This window comes from Thalassospira profundimaris (genome assembly GCF_003326675.1).
Taxonomy (GTDB): Bacteria; Pseudomonadota; Alphaproteobacteria; order Rhodospirillales; family Thalassospiraceae; genus Thalassospira; species Thalassospira aquimaris.
In genome coordinates, this window is the sequence record NZ_JPWF01000009.1 from 19,137 (window position 1) to 44,621 (window position 25,485).

The following is a 25,485-nucleotide window of genomic DNA, read 5'->3' on the forward strand; positions in this document are numbered from 1 at the left end:
TGCTATTGGCCCTGGGCATGGGATACTTTACTGTCCCGCATTATCGTGATTTGACGGAATGCGAACACTGTCACCATGACCAGCTGCCCGATGGCAGAAAGAAGTGCCATCCAGTCATTACCGACAATTGGCGATGTCAGGGTTGCTATGAAGTTTAATCCTATCTGATCAAGGCCAAATGGCAGGGCAAAATATAGCAAGAGAATAGTGATGATGATCGGTGTGCTGGCCAGTGTTTTACGATGCCTGCAAAGCCGTAATGCCAGGCCGTAAACAAGAAGAACGTCACGTCCAATATAAAGCAATGCCAGTGTGATTTTGACCGACGCGTCCTGTGTGGGGTGTGTGAATATCAAGGATACAGCGATAACAGCAACCATACCGACAAGGGTGATGATGCTGCGCGGCAGATGTTGCAAGATATCAATAGCCGTTCGGGAAGATAACTGCTTGATCAGAGCCTGTATGTGATTGGGACCAAGTGGTTCGAAGCATAAAAGCACATATATGATTGCAGCAAATCCCAACGTGATTAGGTGAATACCGCTAACCCCTCCGGAAAAAAGCGTTCCAATGTAATAAAGGCTATAGGGTAGGGTCTCAAACCCGTTGATTACAAGCGCAAAGCTGATCAGAAAAACAGGCCAAACCCAAAAGACAGGGACATATGCGAGTAAACGGCGCATCATCATCGCAGACGCAATCAAAGCCCACGTGATTGCAAAGACAGTCAGGCAAAGAAGGACAAGCGGCAGATCAATATACCAGCCGTACCAGATAACACCGTCCAGAATAGTCCCCAGACTGTTGCTTTCATAGATTGTCGACAGGATTGGAAGAGCGGCCAGAAGTCCGATGATCTGAACGCCAAGCCGGTTCATCTTTCCAATGTCATATCCCTCCGATTGCTGGCGATAGATGGCCAGCAATTGTACAAGGAAGGTAACGACATGCGTGATGACACCCGCAGCGATGAAGGATGTGATGACAATGGCGATCGTCCAAGGATCAAGCCATTTGGCCTCGGCAAAGGCATAGGCGGTCAACGCGATGCTTCCGCCCAGCCAGACGGTTATTGTCCGTCCAAGAAGCTTGGACCAGACAAGGGAAAAGGCTGATTGACGAGACAGCCTGATAAAGTCCCACATATTGTTTTGAAATTCATCAGTAAGGGTATCACTGACCAATCGGGCGCCTCGGAACAACACCACAAGGACAAACAGAATCTTGGCAACACGTTCGGTAAAGAACGAAAAACTGAGATCATCAATCGCAAAACAGACCGTAAGAAGTCCAAGAACGCAGCCGCCATCAATGATCAGGTTTTTTCTGACATTGCCAAGCAATAGATTCTTGCGAAATTCATTGATCATCGTGGCGGTGTCTTGTTGTTCATGCGGTGATAGGCGTCGCGCAAGGTTTCTCGTTGCCCGTTATGATCTTCGCCAGCACTCAGGACATGAACATCTGCAGCGAACAGGTTTTTAAGAAGGATATGTTGATCCGCGTCAGTGCCGTGAAAGCGAAGTGTGATGATCCGGTCGCGATGGAAGATGTCGTTGCACTGTGTGTCTTGCGAAAGGATCAATAATGCCCGTTCAATTGATGTTCGATCATCGGCCAGTTCAATTCTGAGATCTTTGACATCGGATTTTCTGTAGGCAAGGAAGTTTTTGATATCACGTTGCCCAACCAGTTCACCGTCTTCAAGCATGATGATGTGGTTACAGTAATCTTCAAGCTCGGCTAGGATATGGGATGACACGAGAAGCGTCATACCGGCTTGATTCAGTTCGAGAAACAATTTGGAAAGCGATAACCGGGCATCGGGATCAAGTCCGGTTGCCGGTTCGTCCAGGGCAAGAAACCGGGGCGAATGGACAATTGCTTGGGCAATCGAAATGCGCTGACGCCAGCCACGTGACAGGCTTCCTGCCGGATCGGATTTCTTGGACGTCAAATCAAGGCGCAACAAGGTATTTTCAACTGCCTGTCGGGCTTCTTCGTCTGTCAGGCCGTTAATTTGGGCAGCGTAGGCAAGGTTATCTTGCACCGTCAAAGACGGATAAAATCCAAGCATGTCGGGAAGAAATCCGACCATCTGGTGAACCTTGCGCGGATTGGATGCGACGTCGATCCCGTCCACCGTAACCACGTTTTCCGTGATGGGCAAAAGACCGGTGATGGCGCGCATCAATGTAGTCTTTCCCGCCCCGTTCTGACCAATCAGGGCAGTAACACCACCTTCTTTCAGATCAAGGGATATGCCGTTTAGGGCGGTTTTACGCCCATAGGAAAATGACAATCCGTTTATCGATAGCAATGTATTCACGATCTGAAAGTGATCCCGGATATTTCAAGGATAAGGATGTTGCTGATTGAAATTTATCGGGCAAAACAGTCCCGGAACGCAACATTTCAGGATCGATTGTTGATTGTGATGTGCCGATGAACAGGACCATTACAAATGTATACGGGGCCATGATCTCGATTGGCGGGAGATGGCGGGAATGTCGGACTTTTCATTTTGTCCCAATCAAATTTCGGGAACAGAACCTCACGGCCATAAACTTGACGTTTTGCCCCAACGGGTTCGTCCGTAGGCGTGTGCGGATTACCTTGGAAAAATACAAAAAGACGCCAAGGCGTGTCTTCGGGGCACGCCGAAAAAAATTTTGATCATCGGGACTAGCGGTGCAATTTCGGGCTTTGAGGGAGAATAAAGACAATGAAAGTCATTGGAGTCGTTTCGGCCCTGGTCGTCGCGGGGGCGACATTTTCGGTCAATACCTCGTCGGCTTTCGCACAGGAAAGTTATGACGAAGGGCGCTTCCGTACCGTGATCATCAAACGATCCGTCGGGGACGGTACGGAGAACATCCGTTACGGCACACTTATGATCGACAGTAAAACCGGCAGAACCTGGATTTTGGATGAACAGCAGGGGCGCTGGGTTCCTGTTGGATATCGAGAGCCGGGCACGAACATTATTTTGCAGCCGGGCAACTAATCAGAAGAAAAGCAGGAATTCCGAGCGGGGGAATATATGAAGATCATTGGCAAGTTCCTGGGTATCGCAGCCGTTTCCGGGGTGCTGTCGGGCTGTGTGATGGAAACCACGCAATTACCGTCATCACCCAAAATGCAGATTATAACGGCCGATCCAACCGCGCTGGAGGTTGTGCACAATGAACTCGACCAAAGTAAGGCCAATGGGGATCTGATCGGAAGTTACAGGGCAGAAGGGATTCTGCTGCTTGCCAATGGTGAATTTGAAAATGCCAATATCGCGTTTAACCATGCCCTGTCCCTTGACCCAAGTGAACCGGATCTACATTTCCTGAACGGTGTTGCATATGAACTGAAATCCATCCGTGACGGGATTGAAGCCAGTGATCTTGCCAAAGTCGGTTATGAAACGGCATTCCGTATGGATCCGACCAACTGGATGGCGGCCTATCGCCTTGGGCACTGGTATTTGAGGCATGAAGACTATAAGTCTGCCCGCCATTTTCTGGCCGAGGCACTATTGCTTGAACCTGATAGCCCGGAAATCATCTATGATCTGGCTGTCGCCAGCTATTATGATCATGATCCGGAAACAGCCCGTGCTTTTCTGGATCATTTACCGGAGGATTTTGATGGTTCGCCCAAGGTCATCCGGGCAAATGCAATGACCTATGCTGCACTTGGTGAACAGTCGCAGGCGCAAAAATATTCTGCTGAATATGTCCAGACTGTCGGTGCATTCCGCAGCCGAAAATTGGAACGGAGGGTCAATCAGTGGTCGGGCTTTTATGATCGTTTCCGTGGGGATGAGGCGATCCAGAAAGCCAATTTCTTTGGGGGTGGGGGCAGTACATCACTTGGCCCGCTTGGCAGTGGCGGTGGCAGTCGTTCCGGAGGAAATGAAAATGGTCCGGCCCTGCAAAATATGGTGGTGATCGATGTTGTAATCATCCGGCAGGAAGAAAGCAGCTCATCATCGCATGGGGTGAACTTGTTGAAATCCTTGCAGGTCACGTTTTCTGGAAACGTGGTGGATTGGGCAAGCAATTATACGACGGGCAGTACCAATAACACACAACGTAACAGCTCTTTTAAGGTTGCGTTGGGAGACGGATCCAAGGGAATTACTTATTCCCTGAATATCGCGAATGTTACCGACAGTTATGCCAAAATCATGGCGCGTCCGTCTTTGGCCGTGCTTGACGGGGAACCGGCAAACTTTTTCCTTGGATCTGAAGTGACCTATATGGTGTCGGGCGATGGTGCAGATTCCTTTGACAAGGAAGTCGGATTGTCCCTGCGTGTGACACCGGAAGTTCAAAGTGATGGACGGGTCCGGGTTGCTGCAACAGCGGAGTTTGATGAGTTCACAGGTAAAAATACTGCTGTTGGTTTTGACAGTCAGATATCCACCCTTAAGAACAAGATCGAAAGTACTGCATTGCTCGGTACCGGGGAAACGCTTGTTCTTGGTGGGGGCACACGAACCAACGAAACAGATACGACCGACGAAGTCCCGATCCTTGGGGATATTCCGGTGCTGCAATATCTGTTCAGCCGTGCTGAGAAGCAGAAAAACGAAACGTCGCTTATCATTCTGTTGACGCCAAGACTGGCATCAACAGTAGACGACCTTTCCCAGGTTGATGAAATTCTTGACGATGTTGAAGATGATAGCGGCAAACCGATAGATAAATCGTCCATGGCATTGCTGCGCGAGCGGTTTCAGCACTGGTTCACGCCGACCAATAACTTGACCAAGACGATGCTCGATCTTTCCAAGTCTGAAATTTATCGCGAGTTTCGACGCGGGGATCTGGAAATCATAGACGAGGACGGAGATGGCGATATGGATTTCATCAATGAAACGGATACTCCGTCGATCATCGATCACATTGTTGAATTTGTTTATTTCTGACAGGCTTGCTGTTGGGTTGTCTTTTCTCCTGAAAACATAAGGTTGAAATTTGACACATGATCAAACATCAGGGATGATTATTGGAAATAATAAAGAAACTCAAAGGTCGGGACGGTTTCAGGCTGAATTCTTGCTGTCGGGGGGAGGCTGGAAGGATGGAAAACACAATTTTACGGTCGCGGTTCGATGTACAGGACATCGACGAAACCATGCGTTACGAGGTTTGGGCCGACAGTATTTCTTGTATTTTTGATGTGGATACCGAGAAAGAACTCCGCCAGTCGGACGCGTTTGTAGCAGCAATTGAAGCCTTTCGTTTCGATGACTTCATGTTGGCCAACACCACAACGGTTGAAACCGACTGGTGGCGTACCCCGTTTCATGTGGCACGGGATGGCTTGGACCATTACATGATCCAGCTATTCTTGCGAGGGGGGATGCGTTGGCAAAGCCCGCGAGGGTCAGGAGAAGTTAATACCGGTGATCTGATTGTTTTTGATATGGCCGAGGAAATGCAAAGCCATACCAGCGATTTCAATCACATTTCGTTGATTCTACCACGTTCCCGGTTGGCGCCGCTGCTCAAAAACCCGGACGGGCAGCATATGCGCTGTCTGCGCAAAGGAACGCCGATTGCAGAACTGCTAAGCGATTATATGATCCTGCTTGATCGCAACCTGCCAGCATTGAATTACAATCAGTTACGACCATTGCTGCCGTCGGTTTTGTCGATGGTTGCAGTGTGTCTGAATGATGCGGATGACCCGGATCAAAGTATGACATTGCTGCGTCACTGGCGCATGAAGCATCAGATCAAGAATATGATCGCGAAATCACTGAGTGATCAGAAACTCAGTCCGAATATGATCTGTGATGAACTAGATGTTTCACGCAGTAATCTTTACCGCTTGTTCGAGGAAGAAGGCGGGGTAAAGAATTTTATCCGCCAGCAACGGCTTAAACGTTCATTGAACATCCTGATGCGGGATTCCAGGGCGATGGTTTCACAAGTGGCTGATGAATGTGGGTTCAGTTCACCAAGTGACTTTTGTCGTGTTTTTCGCAATCAGTATGGATTGTCTCCGCGTGATGCGCGTAGAAATAATATTTCAACACGACGCAACAGGCAGGAAGACGAACTTGACCGTGAATATGAAGGCTGGCTGCATGGATTGGCCGGTAATTGACATCGGTATATGCAGGACGCTTTAAAACGTCAAAGGGCCCAAAGCAGATTCCTTGGGCCCTTTGACGTTTTAAAGCGCTGTACAGGGTAGTTTATGCTTTGGCCGTTTCGGCTCCGCCGGCTGTTTTGGCCGTTGATTTGCCGCCTTTGACAAAATCGGATGCCTTGCGTTTGCCTTCTGCAAATTCGTCCTTGAAGCGATCTTTCATCTCTTCGGCGTCGAAATCGCTGGCCGTGCCGCCCTTGGCGAAATGCCAGGCAAAGACGCGACCAAGCGCATAGGTACAAGCCGCTGCAAAAGTCGGCATCGCAACAAGCCCGAATACCGTTCCGACAACCGGAACACGCCGGATCAGGTTTGCGGTGGCAATTCCAATGCCGGTCACCGGAAGCACCGTTGCAACAAGGGTCGCGACCGAATTTTTGATGGCATTTTCCGAGAAGGAGACGCCGTAAATATCACAAAGCTTTGCAATCATGCGCAACTGGATCGTGCTGCATGCTGCCATTTCAAGGAAGGGGATCGGCACAAGGCCACCAACAGCAGCGTAAACGCTGTGACGATGGATGCAGTCGCGCGTCTGAGCACGCAGCTCTTCTGCTTCTGCTGCGGCAACGTCTTCAGTTTCTTGTACGTTTTCTGCTTCTGTCATACTCGCCTCTTTAAAAGAACTGTTGGTTTGTATCCCGAAATTCGAAGCTTAATCCTGTGGTCAGATTATCTCAACTTGGGGTTGGCTGCAACAATCGGTAAAGCCTATTGTCGCTGATTGCTTTTGGGTTCTGCGCTTGCCGCGGCTTCATGCTGGGATGACAGGGTGTCTGCGCGCGTAGCATTGCCGGCTGTCTGATCATAATTCGGAGACACGGCCTGCAGGAGCTTGGTCATGGTTCCTGGCTGGGATGCATCCGATGATGCTGGGTTTGCCGTTTCCGGCTGCGCAGCATTGACCTGTGATTTCGCAGTCTTGTCGGACTCGGCTGCTTTGCCGGAGGTATCAGGATTTACCTTTACGCCCGGCGAAATGGCATTTTGCGGCGGAAGTTCCTGCGAACGGGCATTGAAGTCGGTGGCACTTGGCAGAGTATCCGCGCTGTCATCGGTGGTTTCAGCACCGGTTTGTGCCACTGGGGAATCTGCCGTATTCAGGATAACCGGAAGGCCATCCTTGCCACCGATGATGATGGTTTTGCTGTTTTTCGATGTGGCCAGCGACATGGTTGCTTCGATGCCGCGCAAGCGCAGATATTCTTCGGTAATTGTCTTGGCGACAATGTCCTGGAACTCGCGGATACCCTCGGCCTCAATTCTTTTGCGCTCTTTTTCCTTTTGCTCGCGGGCGATACGGAAATCGTATTCGAGCATGGCCTGATACTGTTCGGCTTTGCGTTCAATAGCATCGGCGACACGCGGGGGCAGGGTGACAGATCGGATCAGGACATCTTCAACCGTGACCAGACGTCCCTGGAAACTCTGATTGACCAGCGATGACCCGAGCTGATTGACCATGCGCTCAAGGATTTCAGCCTGAATGAAAGCACGGGTTTCTGTATAGAGCTGTTCCGGTGTATAGCGTGAAATTAGTTCGCGGGCATGGGATCCGATTTCCGGGTAAACGAGAACTTCGGCATAGTCCGGACCGACAAGCTTATGGAGCATGCCAGCGGCTTCACGGTTGATGCGATAGCGCACGGCAATATCGACTTCCATCGACAGGCCGTTAGACGAAATGGTGTCATAAACACGGGCCTGGTTTTGCAGGCGGGCGTCATACACATACATTTCATCCCACGGGAAAATCATCTGGATGCCTTCGCCATAGGTCCGGTCAACCACCGTGCCGCCAAGGAAGCGATACCACATGACCCCGACATGACCGGCGGGAATGGTGATGAAAATCTGCGGTGCAAGGGCAATCATCGCCAAAACGATGAAGAACAGCGCGATCAAAATGCGGGTCTGAAAACGCGCAACCAACCGTTGCAGACCGGACGTCAGCCGGTGACGAATACCGCGACGGGGTGCATCCGATGCATGGGTGCCTTGTGGCCCGTTATTTGGCGCTGTCGTGCTTTCAACCATTTAAAATCTCGTCTTCGCGTGCAGGTCGGAAAATGGCAGATGCACGTTAAAAATCATCCATGTGGTTCATTTTTTCCCGGACTTCCCGGGATGGCCGGGCAATAAGCTGTACCAGAAAATCGCCAATCGGGGTGATGATCAATGCCACGATGAAATGACCAAGGAACCCGAACGATGTCTTGCGGCCCAAAAGGCCACAGATCACAGCGGCCACAATATAAAGAAGAATAACTACCAGATGCATGGCTTGGAATCCTGTGAGTCATAAAGGTTATGTCCGGTCATCTCAGACAGCCTCTGCTTTCTGACCGAATTTGAAACCTTCTTTGAACTTTTCCTTGAAATAGGGGGCTGCTGCCTTGGGATCGAGATCATGGATCGTGCCACCGGCCTCGTAATGCTGCTGAAAGACCTTGCCCAGCGCATAGGTGAAGGCCGCGTTAAATCCCGGCATTGTCAAAATGCTCAAGGTAGAACCGATAACCGGCAAGGCGCGTGCGACATTGGAAAACAGTCCGGTCGCCAAAAGTGATTTTGCAAGCACGTTGCTGGTCAGGCTGGCAACAAAACTGGCAATCACGGATTTGCCGCTTGTTTCGGTAAAGGGAACATTATGGATGCTGCTGAGTTCACCGAGCATTTTGAGTTGAACCGCAACAATTGCCGCAGAATCGAGAACCGGGATCGGAATAAATCCCGTGCCCGCAGCCCACAATGTGTTCTTCCGGATAATGGCATCGGACTTGCGATGAAGCTTTTTGCGTCTAAGCAATTCAAGACGTTCGCTGTCCATGGTGCCCCCCTGTTTTGTTCCGCATAAAACCATAAACGCTAAAACTGGACACTGCAATTTGTTTCAGGGGTTTAGAAGCCACTTGACGTTATTGCACCGGCAACCGACGATGTAATATCTATCCGGGCAATATAGGTTGGCTGGACGGTGTTCGCGCCGGGTCTTCGGGGATATTCAAGGGGCTTTGAGTTGAATTTAACAGCCAAAATAGCATTGGCGATTGTTCTGATATTTGCAGCTGCACTCGGCATGACAACGATGCTGAATTATATGCGTCTGGAACAGACATTACGTACCGTTCTGATCCAGCGGATTGAAGTTATTTCCAATGAAACCCGTCAGGATCTCAGTGCCGCGATTGATATTGGTTTGCGGCTGGAAAATATGGAAAATCTGAATGAAATCCTGATGCGCCGTCTTGGGATGTCAGACGAGATTTCCGAAATTTCAGTGCGTGACTGTTCAGGCAACCTGATTTCAAGCGAACGTTCAAATGCCGGTCATCCGATTTCCGGCGAACCTGTTCGCACGGGGGATGTTGTCTTTACGAAAAGCTTGGCACTTTATGATGTGTCATTACAGGACAGTCTTGGTCAATGTGCGGGCAACCTGCGTCTGGCCGCCGACCTTTCGGACATCAATACCCGACTGGACCGGGTATCGAGTGAAATGGTCCGCGCGGCCGGGATCGGCATGATTGCTGTCTTTCCCATTCTGCTTCTTTTGTTGTGGTTGATGAACCGACGGCACCGGGTTTTTGTCAGTCTCAATGATGACGTCAAACGGGCGATGGCCGGTCAGGATGCGGTGGCAAATTTCCAGGACAAAGATCTTTTGACCGAAAGCGAAATGGAAATGGTCGCGATGTATCGTGATATCAGGGCAAACCTTCGCGATGAAGCCGCGCCGGGAAATCCGTCGACACCGAGCAACGAGACCCCCCGATGAGCAATATCGAAAATCAGGTTCCTGTAACGGGGCAGCCGCAGGTAGAGACGCCAAACGGACGGGTATTGCCCAAGGGAAGCGTCTGGATATTGTCGATTTTCAGCATTGTGATGCTGTGCATTGCCTTGATCGGGATTTCATGGCGTGCGGCGGATTTGGCGCGCACCGACCTGCAAACGGAAATCAGCAAAAAGGCCGAGATCGAGGCCAACACACTGGCGACCAAAATCACCCGGGCGGTGCATCTGGGTATCCCGCTTGAAGAAATTGTCGGGTTTTCGGACGTTCTGGTTCAATTGCAACATGCCGATCCCGATTTGCAATTTGCCGCCATCCTGCATGATGGAAAGATGTTGCATACCGGCGGGCTTGAACCGGCTGCCTTGCAATCTGTGCTGAACAGTCAAAGTGGTGGTCTTAGCAACGACTATATCGTTACGCAGATCAATGTGGCCCATGTAGCTGATAATGATCAGGACATTGAAATTGTCATTGGTCATGATCGTGCCGCACTGATGCGCCCCTTGACCGATAACCTTTTTGATATCGCAGTCATTCTGATCATCTCGCTTGCGCTGTCATTCGAGTTGATCCTGCTTGTCCTGACCGTGAACGTCGCATTGCCGGTTCGGGTCGCACAGCGGGTTTTGACAAGTGTTCGCGAAAAGCAATTCACCCTGTTGCATGGCCAATCGTCGAAGGACGAAATTGGCAAGTTCATGGCCAATATCAATGCGGTTGTGACCCGCACCGCCGAGAAGCGCGGCACCACGCCGAAATCCGAACGCGAGGTCAAGCTGATCGGTGTGCGCCTGCTGGCATTCCTGTTTGTTTTGGCCGAGGAACTTGCCCGCCCGATCATGCCGACCTTCTTTGGCAGGGTGACCTCGGGCGTGACCGATCCGCATATGACGGCGGGGATCATCATGGCTGTGCATCTTTTGATGGTGGCAATCGCCATGCCCGTATGCAGCCTGTTTCAGGAACGGGTCGGGTCACTTCGGATGTATTTGACCGGGGCGTTCCTTGCCACGGTCGGATTGTTTGGAACCGCTTTTGCCACCGGGATGTGGGACTTGCTGATTTGGCGGGCCTTTTCGGGGATCGGATATGCGACAACCTTTGTGGCTTGTCAGTCCTATGTGATTGACGCCACGAACGACCGTAACCGTACCCAGGGTACGGCAATGATGGTCAGCGGGATCATGCTTGCCGATATTTGCGGTCCGGCAATTGGTGGTATCTTTGCCGGTCACTTTGGCGAAGCCACGACCTTTATCGCCGGTGCGGTTGTTGCAAGTCTTGCGGTGTTGCTGGCCTTCTTCCTTTTGGATACGCAGGTGCGTGGTCAAACGGCCCCGCCGATCCCGACCCGCAAGGCCATGAAGGCACTGTTGGCAAACCGGCAGTTCCAGGTACTTGTGGTCTTTGCCGCAATGCCCGCCAAAATGATCCTGAGCGGTTTCTTGTTCTATTTGACGCCGCTGATCCTGATTGAACAGGGCGCGACGATTGCCGAAACCGGGCGGGTGATCATGCTGTATGGGTTGATCGCCTTGTTAACGGGATGGAGCGTGGCGCGCTGGACCGACAAACAACAGCGCGAAACGCGTGCAGTCGGGCTTGGCGGTGGTTTAACCGCATTCGGATTGCTGTTTGCCGGACTGTTGCCGTTTTACGGTGTGTTTGCCGTTGCTGTCGGGATGCTTGGTCTGGCGCAGGCGACATCGATTCCGGCCCAGGTGTCGGCAAGTTTGAAGATCAGCCGCGATTTCACCAAGGAACACGGAACCGGCGGGGTTCTGGCAGTTTTACGTCTGGCAGAACGTCTTGGCGGCGCTGCGGGGCCTTTGCTTGCCGCGGTGCTGGCAACATGGCTTGGCACAGAAGGGGCGGTGACGTTCTTTGGGGTCTTTGCATTTGTCTCGGTTGTTTGTTTTGAACTTCTGATCGGGCATGTCGATGAAGATGTGCAGAAAAAGCCCGTACCGGCCAGCAAGGGGGCATGATTGTGAAAACCGGAAAGTTTGATCGAAATGCCTGCAGGTCCTTGTCTCGTTTGACGGGGGCTTTGTTGTGTCTTGTTTTTGCCAATCTGGTGGTCCCACAAAGCGCATGGGCCAAGGGCGAAGCAAATGACCCGTTCAAGATCGCAATGATCCTCTGGCGTGGGGAAACCAATGTCGAAGACGGTTTTCGTGCCTATTTCAAGGACCGAAACATCGCGGTGGATTTGCAAATTCACGATATCGGACGTGATCTGGACAAGGTTCCGGCGATCATTGAAGAAATTCGCAAAGATCCGCCTGATCTTGTTTATACATGGGGCACCGGTGTGACCTCACGGGTGGTTGGCAAATATAACGACTTTGATCCCGCCACCAACATCACGGAACTGCCTGTGGTGTTTGTGATGGTTTCCGCGCCCTGGAAAACCGGTATTGCGGCCCCACAAGGTCAATCGCGCCCGAATGTAACCGGGGCGGCCCATATTGCCCCGCTTGCGGCGCAAATTCAGGCCATTCGCGCCTATCGCCCGATGACCAAGCTCGGCGTGGTTTACAATGTCGAAGAAGCCAATTCACAAGCCAATGTCAGTGATCTTAAGGCGCTTGGTGCGGAAATGGGGTTTGACGTCCTTGAAGCGCCGCTTGGTCAAAACGGCAAAGCCAATCCCGAAGACATCGCACCGGCGGTCGAGATGCTGGCGCAAGAAGGTGCCAATATTCTTTATATCGGACCGGACAATTTCATCGGTACCTATCGCGATGAATTGACCGAGGCCGGGTTTGCCAATGGACTTGCGGCCTTTAGTGCGACCGAACTTGAAGTCCGGGACGGACAGGCAATGCTTGGTCTGGTCAGTCGCTATGATCTGGTAGGGCGTCTGGCGGCAAGCAAGGCAGAAGATATTCTGGTCAATGGCATTTCGCCATCCGACATTCCGGTCGAGACCCTTGACCGGTTTTCCTATTTGATCCGGTTGTCTTCGGCGCAGCGGTTGTCGCTTTTTCCGCCCTTGTTGCTGCTTGATTATGCGGAAATTATCCAATGACGCCGATCCTGCGACTGGATGAACAGCATCTGAAGGCCGTCATTGCGCTTCATCACCAAGTGATTGCGAACATGCCCGCGGGAACGGTGGCAACCGAAACCGATGAATTTTTCCAGTTACATCTTGCGGTATGCGGACAGATATTCGGGGCGTTTGCCGGTGATGATCTGATTGCCTATAGCGTTTTGGGATTGCCGCGTGCGGATGATCCGAATTTTGGTGCTGATCACGGATTGTCGGAAACTGATTTACGACACGTTGCCCATATTGACGGGGTGGCGGTGCGCAAGGATCATCGCGGATCAAAGTGGCAACAACGCATGGTCCTTCATCGGCTTGACGCGGCCCTGGATGCGGGGCGCACGATTGCGCTTAGCACGGCGGCGCCGGGTAATATCGCAAGCGTCGTCAACCTTCTGGCTGCCGGTATGCAGATTTGCGGTGTGAAGGACAAATTTGGCGGTGTGCGGTATCTGGTGCGCCGGGATATGGGGGGGCGAAATGCCCCACAACCAAAATCGCCTGAAAACATCCAACATTGGTGCCCGGTCACGGATCATGCCGCAAGCCGGTCCTTGATTGGGGACGGATTTGTTGGTGTTACCTATCGGCAGGTTGGTGGAAATGCCACGCCGGAAATCGGGTGGGGCCGCTAAAACCCGGTCCGAGCCTATTGTGCCGAACGTTTATACATCCTTGACCCGCTGCTGTTGCTGTTATCGACAAGCGGTTGCTGATAACGGCTTTGCCAGTCACAAGCATGCGGATCGGTTTCCCAGTAACAAGCGGCACCCGCATGGAAGGGCAGGAAATTGCCCTTTTTAAACAGGTCGTCGCCATTCACACTGCGGAAGGTCGGGTTTTCTGCCTTAAGCTGTTCGATGTTTTCGTGAATGATGCGCGTGATCCAGTAAACCACATAGGGATCCGCTGGCGTATAGGCGATCAGGGACGCCTTGAAGCCATAGGATTCAATATCCTTTTCCTGCCCGGCATAGGTCTTGGCCGGAAGAACCTGATTGAAGAAATAGCTGTTGGCTTCGACAAGCTTCTGGGTAAGCGGACCGCCCATCCCAATCACCTTGGCATCACATTCAAGGCTTTCGTCGATCAGTGTCGCCGGATGACCGATCCACAATCCATAGGCATCAATATAATCTTCGCAGATACCAAGACGGTTGTAATCCTGGGCCACGCTATAAACAGTTTTAAGATCGTCCAGGCCGATCCCGTATTGCTTCAGGATTTCAAGCCACAATTCCCGGGTTGCCGATCCTTCGGGGCCGATATTGATGCGCTTGCCCTTAAGGTCGGCGACGCTGTTAATCCCGGAGTCTGATCGAACAACCAGCAGGCCCATCTCGTCATGCAGCGACATCACTGACTGGGCGCCGGGGATCGGATTGATGCCTTTGAAGGCTTCCCAATTGTTGTTGGACTGAACCAGTGCCAGTTGTACCCGGCCTTCTGCCATTAGACGGATGTTACTGCCAACACCTTGTGATCGGAGTGGGACACAATGAATTCTGTGGCGTTTATAGGTGCGCAGCATCATGTCGCAGATGCTTGCCGCGACCTGAAAATAAACGCCGCTGGTGCTGCCGCTATAGATTGCGGCGTAATAGGACTTGTCGCGCGATCCGTCGCCGGTGATTTCGCCACTGGATGCGAAATTGGCCAGCCCGTCTTCGACAAGCGACATTCTGCGATATTGTGAAAGCGGAATGGCATCGGGCTTGTAGACAAACCCGTCAATCATATCCTGGGGTGGTGCCGCGTTGGCCGGGCTGTCATCGAACTTGTCGACATCAAGTGCACCGCCTTCGTACGCCTGCATGGCCTGTGTCGAGGTGATGGTCGCAGCGCTATCAACGTTCGGAGGGGACGTGTCCTGTGCCAGCGCAGGATGCGCAGCAAGCGTTATCAACACCGTTCCAATCAGGAAACGTGCAGTCAAGGATGCAGATCGGCGTACAGAGATTTGCAAGTTGATAACGTCCGAAAACAGTTTGCGCGATAGTCGCCAGTCTAAAGGATTTGACACAGGCCCGTCGAGATTCAATATCACGTAAATGTACGTTTCTCAGATAGTTGTAACTATGCAAGGATGTCGCTTGGTGTTTGATTAATTCAATCTATGCGGGGATAAGTACCTCCCGATACATCACCAGCCAGAACCGGCATGCAGGAGCCAATCATGAGCCCAAAGGGCATCTTTGAACCGACAGGACCAGAAATCGATCAGGCATTTGCGCTGATCTCGTCCTGGCCGGAATATGCCGAGAGCCCGCTGATTTGTGCGCGGGGATTGGCGCAGACTTTGGGTGTTGGTTCGGTATGGATCAAGGATGAAAGCAAACGTTTCGGTCTGGGTGGGGTTAAGGCACTTGGTGCGCCCTATGGCCTGAAGAAGCAATTGCTGCAACTTGGTCTCGAACCGGGAAGCGAAGAATGCCGTGCTTATGTTGCAGTCGCGGCGACCGATGGCAATCACGGGCTGGCCGTTGTCTGGGCGGCGGGAAAGTTTAATTGCCGGGCCAAAATCTTTGTCGGGCAGGATGTCGATCCGGCACGGATGCGCCGGATTGTCGATTGCGGTGGTGAACTGGTCACGGTCGAGGGCACCTATGATGACGCGGTGCTTGCCGCCGAGGAATATGCACAGGCCGATCATGTTTTACTGATCACCGATACCGACTATCGCGGTGATCTGGTTGTGACCCGCGACATTATGGCGGGCTATGCGGTTCTGGGTGTTGAGTGCGCAAGGCAGTTGCAAAGTCAGGATGCGGAAATCGACAAGATTTATCTGCAATGCGGTGTGGGGGGCATGGCAGCCGGTTGTGCCATCGGATATTGGCATCAGAGCGGCATCAAACCCAATGTCTGTAGTGTCGAGCCGGTCACAGCAGCCTGCGTCAAAGCCAGTATCGAGAAGGGTGCGCCGACGCGCGTACCGGGCAAACTTTTGACCCGTATGGTCGGGCTTTCATGCGGCTATCCAAGTTTGCCAGCCTTGAAAATCCTGCAAGATGTCTGTTTTGATAATATTGCGATTGATGATGAATGTGCCAAAAACGCACAGGAATCCTTGATGACCGGCGTCAATGGTGATGGCCCGGTCGATACGTGGGATACCGGGATTTCCGGGATTGCCGGACTTTGGCATGTCGCCCATGACCCGGACTTGCGCCGTAAACACGGGCTTGATGCCACCAGTCGGATATTGGTGGTCAATAGCGAAGGCGCGATACCGTCAGAATATCTCTAGACGACCTTGTGACGACAAAGATGAAGCGTCTCTGGACACATTTCCAACCGGTGGTTACAGTTGGGAATGTCGACACCGGGTCGGTTCTTGGGGGCTGTTAAATCAATGAAGTTGCTGGAATTGTTATCTTTGGAAGATAACAAACTTAAGCTCCGGCTTATGGTGTCCGGTGTGTTGTCGGGGCTTGGCAGTGCGGCATTGCTTGGCCTTGTAAATACAGCAGCACAGGAAATCAGTGATAACGGCCTTGATCGCGTGAACTGGGTTCTGGCGGGAAGTTTTGCCGGGATTACGCTTGTCTATTTCTTTGCCGAAGTTTTCCTTCTCAGCACCATTGGTCGTCAGATTGAAAGTGGTATTGACCGCATTCGTCAAAGATTGTTTGCCCAGATCGCACTGGCCGATTTCGTCAAACTCGAAGCCATCGGTCAGGAACGGCTTTTCAAGAACATCACCCAAAGCACACGGGTTATTTCCCAGAACTCGCACTTGATTGGCATGTGTTTCCGCAGTGTCATGTTGCTGATTGCGGTGATGATCTATGTGTTCTGGATTTCAACACTGGCCTTTTTCCTGATCATCGGGGTGATCGGGGTCGGGATTGTTATTTATCTGCGCATGGGCAAGCGACTTGGCGAATGGTTTGGCAAGCTGGGCCTGGTCGAAGCCGAGATGTTTAAAAAAATCGCTGACCTGTTTCGCGGCATCAAGGAAGTCCGGATGTGGTCGCGGCGCAGCGATACGCTTCATCGTTCGTTTGAAGAGGTATCCGCCAAAAAGGCAGAATACGGGCACAAGGCCCATGATCTGATTTCACGTCAGATGATCATGGGCATGTCGGCATTCTATATATTGCTGGCCGTGGTGGTGTTTATTGTGCCGGCCTATTCCGGAAATATGACCACCGAGCTGTCAAAAATCAGTACCGCGATCCTGTTTATGATCGGCCCGATTGCGGTGATGGTGCAATCCATGTCGGTGTTCGCACAGATTGAAGGTTCGGCGACCAGAATGCTGGAACTGTCAACCGAGCTGTCTGGCATTCGCGAAGACATTGACGAGGAACACCCCAAGAAGCTGCCCGCGGAATTTGGCCAGATCACGTTCGAGGCGACGACCTTTACCTATCCGAACCGTGATCCGCGTCACGGATTTGTGCTTGGCCCGATTGATCTTGCCGTGACATCGGGCGAGTTGTTGTTTGTGACGGGCGGCAATGGCTCGGGTAAGTCGACTTTGATCAAGCTTCTGACCGGCCTGTATCGTCCCGAAGGTGGCAAGATCAGGATTGATCAGATCGAACTTGGCGTGCAAAGCATCGCGTCATATCGCAATTTGATTGCCACAGTCTTTTCCGATTTTCATCTCTTTGCCGACTTGCACGGGGTTGATCAGATTGACCCGGAAGAGGCAAATCATTGGCTGGAGCGGTTTGAAATTTCCCATGTCACGGCCATTCGTGATGGGCGTTTTGTGACAACCGCCCTGTCATCGGGACAGCGCAAACGTCTTGGACTGATTACCGCCATTCTGGAAAAACGCCCGATCCTTGTTCTGGATGAATGGGCGGCGGACCAGGACCCGACATTCCGCAAGAAATTCTATACTGACATCCTGCCGGATTTGAAAAAGCGCGGTATGACCGTGATCGCGGTGACCCATGATGATCACTATTTCGAGATGGCAGACAGGCGGATTCATTTGGAAAACGGCAAGCTTTCCGAAGTCACCCTAGACGATCCACGCGGGAGGATCTGATCCATGTTGCTGTTACGTTTGCTTCGATCCCGTGGTGACCTGAATATCCGCACCGTGATTGCATTGTCATCCATGTCGGCAATTGCCACGACCCTTGTTCTAGTGGTGGTCAATCTGGCATCCGATCAGGTGCAAGAACACAAGGTCAATTTTCAGCTGTTGCTGATGATGGTTGTGTCGCTGGCTGGCTATATGTGGGCGCAACACAAGTCCGACTTGATGGTTTCAAGCGAAGTTGAAACCATGCTGCATGAATATCGGGTGCGATTGTTCGATCAGGTCCGCAAAGCTGGCCCCGATGTTCTGGCCAAAGTCGGCCAAGGATCCGTGCATGCCGCCATCACCACCGAGATGCAGACAATTTCCAACAGCCTGCCGATTGTCCTTAACGGTGTTCAGCAGGTGGTCCTTGTTGTTTGCGTCGGCTTTTATCTGGCGTGGCTGTCGATCTTTGCCTTTGTCATGCTGGCAATTCTTGTCGCGATAGCCGGTTTCATACACATTCACCGCATCAATCGGGTCAATGCGGCAACCCGCATATCCGAAGATGACGAGGCGCAGCTGTTTGGCGGGTTAAATGATCTTTTGTCGGGGTTCAAGGAAGTCAAAATGAACACCCGGCGCAGGGATGCACTTGTCGCCAATCTGAGCGAGAGATCAAAACGCACAAGCGAGGCAAAGGCCGTGACCAAAGCCCAGTGGTCGCGTGAAAGCGCAAGTATCCAGCTGGCATTCTACGTCATGATGGCGGCCATGGTATTTATCGTGCCGATCTTTACATCGGATTATCACGATGTGGCCGTGCAGGTCACAACCGCAACCATGTTCCTGATCGGTCCGATCGGAACGGTAATCATGACGGTTCCAAGTTTTAATCAGGCGGAAACATCGCTTGGCCGTATTGTCGAACTCGAAGCCAATCTGTCAGGGGTAATTGACGCTCAACAGACCGAGATACGCGATAAGTCCAGCGATAAGAGTGATGCCGATGCCCGCGCGGGTAATTTATCCGACTGGCATCAGCAGATTGATGAAATTGCCTTGAATGATGTTTGCTTTGCCTATCGGTCATCGACGAACGGCTTTTCGGTCGGGCCGGTGAATGCGCGCTTCAAGCGCGGCGAGATTACATTCATCAGCGGCGGGAACGGTGCGGGAAAATCAACGATCATAGCCTTGCTGACCGGTCTTCGTGACGTGGATAGCGGATCGATCACCATCAATGCTCAAACCCTCGTGCCGACCGATATGCAATCCTATCGCGATTGCTTTGCCACGGTGCTTTCGGACTATCACCTGTTTTCCGAACTTTACGGCATTGATGATCTTGATGAAGACAAGGTCAATGCACTGCTTCATGAAATGGAAGTCGATGACAAGGTGACGCTGGATGGATTGGCATTCTCGACCACCTTGCTGTCACAGGGACAACGCAAGCGCCTTGCACTGATTGCAGCCCGTCTTGAAAACAAGCCGGTTCTGGTTCTTGACGAATGGGCCGCCGATCAGGACCCGCATTTCCGCAAGGTATTTTACGAGGAAATCCTGCCCGCCATGCGAGACCGGGGCAAAGTCATCATTTGCGTGACCCATGATGATCGCTGGTTCCATATCGCCAATCAGGTCTGCCATGTTCGCGATGGCATTATTGATGTGGTTCGCGACCAATAGGCATTTTTAGGCCTTTACCGGATAAAGAAAAAACCGGCCTGTCGTGGGTGGCAGGCCGGCTTCATTTACTGGCTAGGCCAATCCTTAAGTCAGGTATTTGTTGAACCAGTCGATGGTGCGTTGCCATGAAAGCTCGGCTGCTTCCTTGTCATAGCGCGGGGTCGAATCATTATGGAAACCGTGATTGGCACCCGGATAGATATGGGCCTCGTAAACCTTGTTATTGGCCTTTAGGGCCTCTTCATAGGCGGGCCAACCGGCATTGATCCGTTCATCTAGTTCGCCATATTGCAAAAGGATCGGGGCCTTGATGCGCGGGACATCCTCGGCTGCGGCCTGACGGCCATAATAGGGCACGGCGGCACCAAGTTCAGGATAGGCAACAGCGGCTGCGTTCGCCACACCCCCGCCATAACAGAAACCGGTAATGCCGATTTTGTCGGTGGTGGCCTCGTGCGCGGTCAGGAATTCAATCGCGGCAAAGAAGTCATTCATCAGCTTGGCCGGATCGACGGTGCGTTGCAATTCACGGCCCTTGTCATCATTGCCGGGATATCCGCCAACCGATGTCAGCCCATCCGGGGCAAGGGCAACAAAGCCCGCCTTGGCAACGCGGCGTGCGACATCCTCGATATAGGGGTTCAGACCCCGGTTTTCGTGAACGACAACAACACCGGGAACCTTGCCGGTCACATTCGCCGGTTTGACCAGATAGCCACGGACTTCGCCATGCCCGTTGGGCGACGGATACATGGTATATTCGGCGACAATATCAGGATCGGTGAAATCTACCTGATGGGCCATGGCGTAATTCGGGCTCATGGCATTGAGGATCGCCAGTGCCGTCATCCCGCCAATGGCATATCGTCCGGCGCGGTCCAGAAATTCGCGGCGGTCAATCATCCCGTGCGCGTAGAAGTCGTATAATTCAAGAAGTTCCGGCGAAAAATCCTTGGCAGTCAGACGTTCCATCATGCGCTCCTGTCCTGGGTGATACGGGGATTGGGGCTTTGGGTGACGGCATTTTATGACAAATCAGATTAACGCAGTTCTTTCGGCCCTGACCGCTGATCGGGGGAGGGCCAGAGTGAGAATGATTTTCAGCGATATTATCGTTTGCACAAGTCACAAACGCGCGACTGCCGATTGGAAAGTAATCGACGTCACATAAAGAATATTGAATGTCAGACGATGCTTTCGCGGGCGAGCTGATAATCCTTAAGTGCGGTGGCAAGTTGCATCGCAAACCGGGCGGACGCCACCGGCAAGGTGCGCCCGCGCAACTGACCAAGGATAAGGTTGCCGGGCGGGACGTCGCGTTCTGAAATAGGTCGGAACATCAATGATCCGTCGTTGGGGATTTTCAGGCCAATCGGGATTTGAAATCCCAGGGCATTTTCATGCAGGACATAGTGACGGATCAGCTCAAAGCTTTCTGTTTCGACCACCGGGGAAACCTGCCGCGATCCGCGCCTGGCGGCAAAGTCCAGAAGATGACGCACCCCGAAACGATGGGTCGGGGCGACATGGGGATAATCAAGGCAGTCACGCAGGCGGATTTCGTCACGGGATGCCAATGGATGATCGGACCGCATCACGACATCGACCGTTTGCGGAATGGCGTGGATAACTTCGAAATCGACCAGATAAATCGGTTCGAACACAAGGGCAAGGTCACTTGAATAGCTTGCCAGTTCCTGTTCGGCCTGTGCGCGGTCACGGACATTAACACTGAAAGTCACGCCGGGATGGGCCGCACGGTAAATCGCAATTTGTTCAGGCAGGAAATAGGGTAACAGTGCCTGTGAACAGGCAATCGACACATGGCCCCGGCGTTCGCCGGTCAGATCGGCGACCTGTCCCTGTACCCGTTCAAGGTCCGATGCCATCGCGCGATAGTGATGCAGCAACAATTCGCCCGCCGGATTAAGGCGTACCCCACCAGGAAGCCGTTCAAAAAGCTCGGCACCGAATTCTTCCTCAAACCCGTTGATGCGGCGGTTCAGGGCCGATGCGGTCAGGTTCATATCCTCGGCTGCTTTGCGCATGGAACCGGCACGCGCCACGGCTTCGATCAACCGAAAGGTTTGCAAGTATCTCATGTTTCAGCAGTTTCCCGGCCTGTTGCATTTTTTGCACCGCGTTGGTGAAAATATAGCAGTTTTCGCGAACGCAAAATACTGCAAACTGGCATCAATGGATTCTAACAAGCTGTTCATGGGGGTTTCACGATGGTTTCGAGACGTAATTTCCTAAAAGGCGGTGCTGTTCTTGTCGGTACATTGCCTTTCGCACGCTCATTTTCTGCACTTGCCGCAGGAACCGACACCTTGGTTGCTGTGTCTTCGCAAACGGTCAACAGCCTTGATTTGCACCGCACCGGAACCAACCGTGCCAGCTATCAGATTGCGGTGAACTGCTATGACCGTCTGGTATCGTTCGGCTCCAAACCGGCAGAGGGCGGCGGACTGTCATACGACTATTCGACCATCGTGCCCGAACTGGCGGAAAGCTGGAGCTTCTCCGAAGATGGTATGACCATCACCTTCAAGCTGAAATCCGGTGCCGTTTTCAATGATGGCAGCAAAGTTACCGCAGCGGACGTCAAATGGTCGTTTGATCGCGCGGTCAGTGTCGGCGGCTTCCCGACGGTTCAGATGAAGGCTGGCGGTTTCACCCGCCCTGATCAGTTCGAGGCAATTGATGATGAAACCTTTGTCGTGAAACTGGACAAGGCATCCAAACTTGCCCTTCCTGATCTGGCCGTGCCGGTGCCCTTTATCATCAATTCCAAGGTCGCCATGGAACATGCGACCACCGATGATCCCTGGGCGATGGAATATCTGCATACCAACACCATCGGTTCGGGTGCCTATTCCGTTACCCGCTGGGATGCGGGGCAGCAGGTTGTTTTTGAACGCAATGACAAATGGGTTGGTGGTCCGACCCCGCCGGTACGCCGCGTGATCATGCGCGAAGTTCCGTCGGCGGCAACCAGCCGTGCATTGATTGAACGTGGTGATGTTCAGGTTGCCTTTGATATCCCGGACAAGGATGCCGCCGAACTGGCAGGTAAAGTCACGGTGCATTCAACCCCGATTGAAAACTGCATCCATGCCCTTTGCCTGAACACCAAGTTCGAGCCGTTCCAGGATCCCGATGTCCGTAAGGCAATTGCCTTTGCCGTTCCTTATGAAGCGATCTTTAATGCGGCTGCCTATGGCCGTGGTGCGCCGCTTTGGGGTGGTGAAGCCAAGGCGACCGATATCGCATGGCCGCGCAAGTCGCCCTATGACACCAACCTTGATAAGGCCAAGGAACATATGGCCAAATCCGGTTTTGCAAACGGGTTTGAGACCAAGCTTTCGATTTCGACCGATCTGTCATCCTGGATGGAACCGGCTGCCCTTCTGATTCAGGAAGCGGTTGGCAAGCTTGGCATCAAGGTCGAGATTGAAAAAATCCCGGGTGCGAACTGGCGTACGGCGGCACTGGTTGAAAAGCGCCTTGATTTCCATCTCGAAAACTTTGGCGGCTGGCTTAATACACCGGATTATTACTTCTTCTGGGCCTATCAGGAAGGTCATCTGTTCAACTCGTCAAACTATTCAAATGCCGAGGTTGAGGAACTGACCAATGAAACCCTGCATATGGCCATGGATGATCCGGAATATGCGCCGAAAATCATGCGCATGATTGATATCGTTCATGAAGACCTGCCGCGTATTCCGCTGTGGCAGCCGGCCCTTAACGTCGCGCTTAACGGCGCAGGGGGATATGAATTCTGGTTCCACCGTCAGCTTGATATCCGTGGCCTGACCACGGTGGAAAGCTAAGATCATGGCAGTCCGGGGAACCAGCGTTTTGACGCGCATCGCACAGGCCATTCCGGTCCTGTTCGGGGTCATCGTTATCAGCTTTGTCCTGACGCGTGCCTTGCCTGGTGACCCGGCTGTCCAGTTCGCCGGGATCATGGCAACGCCCGAAACAATTGAAGAAACCCGGGCAAAGCTTGGTCTTGATAAACCGCTTCCTGAACAGTTTGTGGTCTATCTTGGCCAGCTGTTTCAGGGGGATCTTGGGCAATCTGTTTCAACCGGGCGACCGGTTTTGACCGAACTTGCAAGTCGCCTTCCGGCTTCGCTTGAACTGACGTTAAGTGCGCTTGTGCTTTCCTGTCTGGTGGCGGTGCCGCTTGGTGTTCTGGCGGCAACCCGACCGGGAAGCTGGATTGACCAGATTTGCCGATTGCTGGTGACGATGGGGGTTTCTCTTCCGACCTTCTTTACCGGCGTGATGCTGATTTACATCTTCTATTATCTGCTGGGCATTGCGCCATCCCCGCTTGGACGACTTGATTTCATCTATCTTGATCCGCCGCATGTGACGGGCTTTTTCCTGATCGATGCGGCACTGGTCGGGGATTGGGAAACCTGGTTTGGTGCCCTTAAACAACTGATCCTGCCTGCCATTACGCTGGCCCTGTTTACGCTGGCCCCGATTGCCCGCATGACCCGTGCCGCGATGCTTTCGGCCCTGTCATCTGATTATATCCGCACCGCCCGTGCGGCAGGGCTTGGTTCGGGGCGCATCCTTTATGGCTATGCGTTTCGCAATGCGCTGCTTCCGGTCGTGACCACGCTTGGCATGGTGTTTTCCTTTGTGCTGGGGGCGAATGTTCTGGTCGAAAAGGTCTTTGCTTGGCCCGGTATCGGCTCCTATGCGGTCGAAGCTCTGATTGTTTCGGACTATGCCGCGGTTCAGGGATTTGTCCTGGCGATGGCGTTTCTTTTCGTCTTCCTTAATCTGGTGATTGATCTGGCCTATTCCCTGATCGATCCGCGTTTCGGGACATCTGGCAAATGAACAAGATCGTTTCATCCGCGACTGATGCCGCCTCTGTTAATTCGGCTCAGGCCAATGCACCGGCAACGCCTGCTAAGCCGAAATCCGGGGCCTTTGCCCATCTGGTTTACGTGCTGCGTGAAAATCCGGTGACCGGTCTTGCCTTTGGCATGTTCGCACTTTTGATTTTTGCCGCGATCTTTGGGCCAATGATCGTTCCCTATGACCCGCTGGCAACCGATGCAGCAAGTGTGTTGCAGCCGCCGTCATTTGCCCACTGGTTCGGAACCGACAATCTGGGCCGTGATGTTTTCAGCCGCGTTGTTGTTGCGACCCGCCTTGATCTGGTGATTTCGGTCGCCGCCGTTGCCTTGTCCTTTGTGATTGGATCGTTCCTTGGCGCGATTGCCGGGTATCGGGGCGGCTGGACGGACATCACACTGAACCGTGTGCTTGATACCATCATGGCCTTTCCGCTGTTTGTTTTGGCGATGGGCGTTGTTGCTGCCCTTGGCAATTCGGTGGCGAACATCATTTACGCAACGGCGATCATTAATATCCCGTTCTATGCCCGACTGGTCCGGGCCGAGGTCAATATTCGCCGCAATGCGGGCTTTACCCTTGCCGCGAAGCTTTCAGGCAATAGTGATGCACGTATTCTGGCCTTTCACATTTTCCCAAATGCCCTGCCGCCAATGATGGTGCAGGTGTCGCTTAATCTTGGGTGGGCGATCCTCAATGCCGCGGGTCTCAGCTTTATCGGGCTGGGCGTGCGTCCGCCGACCCCGGAATGGGGGATCATGGTGGCCGAGGGTGCAAACTTCATCGTGTCAGGTGAATGGTGGCTGGCACTGTTCCCTGGGCTTTCACTGATGATTGCGGTTTTGACGTTTAACCTGATGGGCGATGGTCTGCGCGATATCGTCGATCCGCGCCGGAGGACATGAC

The 25,485-nt window shown here is 52.6% G+C and carries 22 protein-coding genes; 13 read left to right on the forward strand and 9 right to left on the reverse strand.

Annotation, left to right across the window (positions count from 1 at the left end; genetic code table 11):
* Positions 1–2: 2 nt before the first annotated feature.
* Positions 3–1,373, reverse strand: a complete 1,371-nt coding sequence (locus TH19_RS13880) for a hypothetical protein (RefSeq protein WP_114102963.1) — start codon at positions 1,371–1,373, stop codon at positions 3–5.
* Positions 1,370–2,332 carry an ABC transporter ATP-binding protein gene (locus TH19_RS13885; protein ID WP_181846419.1) on the reverse strand — a complete coding sequence of 321 codons (963 nt, stop codon included), beginning with the start codon at positions 2,330–2,332 and terminating at the stop codon, positions 1,370–1,372. Before TH19_RS13885 ends, TH19_RS13880 begins: the two co-directional genes overlap by 4 nt.
* Before the next feature lie 396 nt (positions 2,333–2,728).
* Here TH19_RS13885 and TH19_RS13890 point away from each other — a divergent pair, with 396 nt between their 5' ends.
* The 3 genes from TH19_RS13890 (at position 2,729) to TH19_RS13900 (ending at position 6,114) form a co-directional block, all read left to right on the forward strand.
* Positions 2,729–3,010: a hypothetical protein gene (locus TH19_RS13890; protein WP_114102965.1), complete on the forward strand. Its 282-nt coding sequence runs from the start codon at positions 2,729–2,731 to the stop codon at positions 3,008–3,010.
* Positions 3,011–3,046: 36 nt separating this feature from the next.
* Positions 3,047–4,927 carry a tetratricopeptide repeat protein gene (locus tag TH19_RS13895; protein ID WP_114102966.1) on the forward strand — a complete coding sequence of 627 codons (1,881 nt, stop codon included), beginning with the start codon at positions 3,047–3,049 and terminating at the stop codon, positions 4,925–4,927.
* Between the two features lie 80 nt (positions 4,928–5,007).
* The gene (locus TH19_RS13900; protein ID WP_147250766.1) at positions 5,008–6,114 is read left to right on the forward strand and encodes a helix-turn-helix domain-containing protein; all 1,107 of its coding nucleotides are present in this window, start codon (positions 5,008–5,010) and stop codon (positions 6,112–6,114) included.
* Between the two features lie 91 nt (positions 6,115–6,205).
* On the opposite strand, the gene TH19_RS13905 is transcribed toward TH19_RS13900, so the two are convergent.
* The 4 genes from TH19_RS13905 to TH19_RS13920 form a co-directional block, all read right to left on the reverse strand.
* A complete protein-coding gene (locus TH19_RS13905; protein WP_114102968.1) occupies positions 6,206–6,766 on the reverse strand; it encodes a YcjF family protein in 561 nt (186 codons plus the stop codon).
* A 104-nt stretch (positions 6,767–6,870) separates the two neighbouring features.
* Entirely contained in the window at positions 6,871–8,196 is a 1,326-nt protein-coding gene (locus TH19_RS13910) for an SPFH domain-containing protein (RefSeq protein WP_258547964.1), read from the reverse strand.
* Positions 8,197–8,242: 46 nt separating this feature from the next.
* Positions 8,243–8,440 (reverse strand): hypothetical protein, encoded by a 198-nt coding sequence (locus TH19_RS13915; RefSeq protein WP_114102969.1) that lies wholly within the window; start codon positions 8,438–8,440, stop codon positions 8,243–8,245.
* Positions 8,441–8,482: 42 nt separating this feature from the next.
* Positions 8,483–8,989: a YcjF family protein gene (locus TH19_RS13920; RefSeq protein WP_181846420.1), complete on the reverse strand. Its 507-nt coding sequence runs from the start codon at positions 8,987–8,989 to the stop codon at positions 8,483–8,485.
* A 189-nt stretch (positions 8,990–9,178) separates the two neighbouring features.
* On the opposite strand from TH19_RS13920, the gene TH19_RS13925 reads away from it, so the two are divergent.
* The 4 genes from TH19_RS13925 (at position 9,179) to TH19_RS13940 (ending at position 13,648) form a co-directional block, all read left to right on the forward strand.
* Positions 9,179–9,937, forward strand: a complete 759-nt coding sequence (locus TH19_RS13925) for a hypothetical protein (protein ID WP_147250767.1) — start codon at positions 9,179–9,181, stop codon at positions 9,935–9,937.
* Positions 9,934–11,946: an MFS transporter gene (locus TH19_RS13930; RefSeq protein WP_114102972.1), complete on the forward strand. Its 2,013-nt coding sequence runs from the start codon at positions 9,934–9,936 to the stop codon at positions 11,944–11,946. The genes TH19_RS13925 and TH19_RS13930 overlap by 4 nt, the downstream gene beginning before the upstream one ends.
* Positions 11,947–12,011: 65 nt before the next feature.
* Positions 12,012–12,992 carry an ABC transporter substrate-binding protein gene (locus TH19_RS13935; RefSeq protein WP_181846421.1) on the forward strand — a complete coding sequence of 327 codons (981 nt, stop codon included), beginning with the start codon at positions 12,012–12,014 and terminating at the stop codon, positions 12,990–12,992.
* Positions 12,989–13,648, forward strand: a complete 660-nt coding sequence (locus TH19_RS13940) for a hypothetical protein (RefSeq protein WP_114102974.1) — start codon at positions 12,989–12,991, stop codon at positions 13,646–13,648. The genes TH19_RS13935 and TH19_RS13940 overlap by 4 nt, the downstream gene beginning before the upstream one ends.
* Before the next feature lie 14 nt (positions 13,649–13,662).
* On the opposite strand, the gene TH19_RS13945 is transcribed toward TH19_RS13940, so the two are convergent.
* Positions 13,663–14,949, reverse strand: coding sequence for a TAXI family TRAP transporter solute-binding subunit (locus TH19_RS13945; RefSeq protein ID WP_114102975.1), 1,287 nt, complete (start codon positions 14,947–14,949; stop codon positions 13,663–13,665).
* 240 nt (positions 14,950–15,189) lie between these two features.
* On the opposite strand from TH19_RS13945, the gene TH19_RS13950 reads away from it, so the two are divergent.
* The 3 genes from TH19_RS13950 to TH19_RS13960 all read left to right on the forward strand — a co-directional run bounded on the left by TH19_RS13950 (position 15,190) and on the right by TH19_RS13960 (position 19,692).
* The gene (locus TH19_RS13950; RefSeq protein WP_181846422.1) at positions 15,190–16,263 is read left to right on the forward strand and encodes a pyridoxal-phosphate dependent enzyme; all 1,074 of its coding nucleotides are present in this window, start codon (positions 15,190–15,192) and stop codon (positions 16,261–16,263) included.
* A 105-nt stretch (positions 16,264–16,368) separates the two neighbouring features.
* The gene (locus TH19_RS13955) at positions 16,369–18,021 is read left to right on the forward strand and encodes a cyclic peptide export ABC transporter (RefSeq protein WP_258547965.1); all 1,653 of its coding nucleotides are present in this window, start codon (positions 16,369–16,371) and stop codon (positions 18,019–18,021) included.
* Between the two features lie 3 nt (positions 18,022–18,024).
* The gene (locus tag TH19_RS13960) at positions 18,025–19,692 is read left to right on the forward strand and encodes a cyclic peptide export ABC transporter (protein ID WP_114102978.1); all 1,668 of its coding nucleotides are present in this window, start codon (positions 18,025–18,027) and stop codon (positions 19,690–19,692) included.
* An 84-nt stretch (positions 19,693–19,776) separates the two neighbouring features.
* Here the strand turns inward: TH19_RS13960 and yghX are convergent, their stop codons facing one another.
* On the reverse strand, positions 19,777–20,664 hold the full coding sequence (yghX, locus tag TH19_RS13965; RefSeq protein WP_114102979.1) for a YghX family hydrolase: 888 nt from the start codon (positions 20,662–20,664) through the stop codon (positions 19,777–19,779).
* Between the two features lie 212 nt (positions 20,665–20,876).
* Positions 20,877–21,794 (reverse strand): LysR family transcriptional regulator, encoded by a 918-nt coding sequence (locus tag TH19_RS13970; RefSeq protein ID WP_114102980.1) that lies wholly within the window; start codon positions 21,792–21,794, stop codon positions 20,877–20,879.
* Between the two features lie 129 nt (positions 21,795–21,923).
* Here TH19_RS13970 and TH19_RS13975 point away from each other — a divergent pair, with 129 nt between their 5' ends.
* Genes TH19_RS13975 through TH19_RS13985 form a run of 3 tightly spaced genes read left to right on the forward strand, consistent with a single transcriptional unit; the run spans position 21,924 to position 25,484 of the window.
* A complete protein-coding gene (locus tag TH19_RS13975; RefSeq protein ID WP_114102981.1) occupies positions 21,924–23,528 on the forward strand; it encodes an ABC transporter substrate-binding protein in 1,605 nt (534 codons plus the stop codon).
* Between the two features lie 4 nt (positions 23,529–23,532).
* Positions 23,533–24,558 carry an ABC transporter permease gene (locus TH19_RS13980; protein WP_114102982.1) on the forward strand — a complete coding sequence of 342 codons (1,026 nt, stop codon included), beginning with the start codon at positions 23,533–23,535 and terminating at the stop codon, positions 24,556–24,558.
* Positions 24,555–25,484 carry an ABC transporter permease gene (locus TH19_RS13985; RefSeq protein ID WP_114102983.1) on the forward strand — a complete coding sequence of 310 codons (930 nt, stop codon included), beginning with the start codon at positions 24,555–24,557 and terminating at the stop codon, positions 25,482–25,484. Before TH19_RS13980 ends, TH19_RS13985 begins: the two co-directional genes overlap by 4 nt.
* Position 25,485: the final 1 nt, after the last annotated feature.

Coding starts and splice junctions, on each gene's coding strand:
- TH19_RS13880 (WP_114102963.1), bottom strand. CDS start 1,373: ATGATCAATGAATTTCGCAAGAATCTATTGCTTGGCAATGTCAGAAAA.
- TH19_RS13890 (WP_114102965.1), top strand. CDS start 2,729: ATGAAAGTCATTGGAGTCGTTTCGGCCCTGGTCGTCGCGGGGGCGACA.
- TH19_RS13895 (WP_114102966.1), top strand. CDS start 3,047: ATGAAGATCATTGGCAAGTTCCTGGGTATCGCAGCCGTTTCCGGGGTG.
- TH19_RS13905 (WP_114102968.1), bottom strand. CDS start 6,766: ATGACAGAAGCAGAAAACGTACAAGAAACTGAAGACGTTGCCGCAGCA.
- TH19_RS13910 (WP_258547964.1), bottom strand. CDS start 8,196: ATGGTTGAAAGCACGACAGCGCCAAATAACGGGCCACAAGGCACCCAT.
- TH19_RS13915 (WP_114102969.1), bottom strand. CDS start 8,440: ATGCATCTGGTAGTTATTCTTCTTTATATTGTGGCCGCTGTGATCTGT.
- TH19_RS13920 (WP_181846420.1), bottom strand. CDS start 8,989: ATGGACAGCGAACGTCTTGAATTGCTTAGACGCAAAAAGCTTCATCGC.
- TH19_RS13930 (WP_114102972.1), top strand. CDS start 9,934: ATGAGCAATATCGAAAATCAGGTTCCTGTAACGGGGCAGCCGCAGGTA.
- TH19_RS13940 (WP_114102974.1), top strand. CDS start 12,989: ATGACGCCGATCCTGCGACTGGATGAACAGCATCTGAAGGCCGTCATT.
- TH19_RS13950 (WP_181846422.1), top strand. CDS start 15,190: ATGAGCCCAAAGGGCATCTTTGAACCGACAGGACCAGAAATCGATCAG.
- TH19_RS13955 (WP_258547965.1), top strand. CDS start 16,369: ATGAAGTTGCTGGAATTGTTATCTTTGGAAGATAACAAACTTAAGCTC.
- TH19_RS13960 (WP_114102978.1), top strand. CDS start 18,025: ATGTTGCTGTTACGTTTGCTTCGATCCCGTGGTGACCTGAATATCCGC.
- yghX (WP_114102979.1), bottom strand. CDS start 20,664: ATGGAACGTCTGACTGCCAAGGATTTTTCGCCGGAACTTCTTGAATTA.
- TH19_RS13970 (WP_114102980.1), bottom strand. CDS start 21,794: ATGAGATACTTGCAAACCTTTCGGTTGATCGAAGCCGTGGCGCGTGCC.
- TH19_RS13975 (WP_114102981.1), top strand. CDS start 21,924: ATGGTTTCGAGACGTAATTTCCTAAAAGGCGGTGCTGTTCTTGTCGGT.
- TH19_RS13980 (WP_114102982.1), top strand. CDS start 23,533: ATGGCAGTCCGGGGAACCAGCGTTTTGACGCGCATCGCACAGGCCATT.
- TH19_RS13985 (WP_114102983.1), top strand. CDS start 24,555: ATGAACAAGATCGTTTCATCCGCGACTGATGCCGCCTCTGTTAATTCG.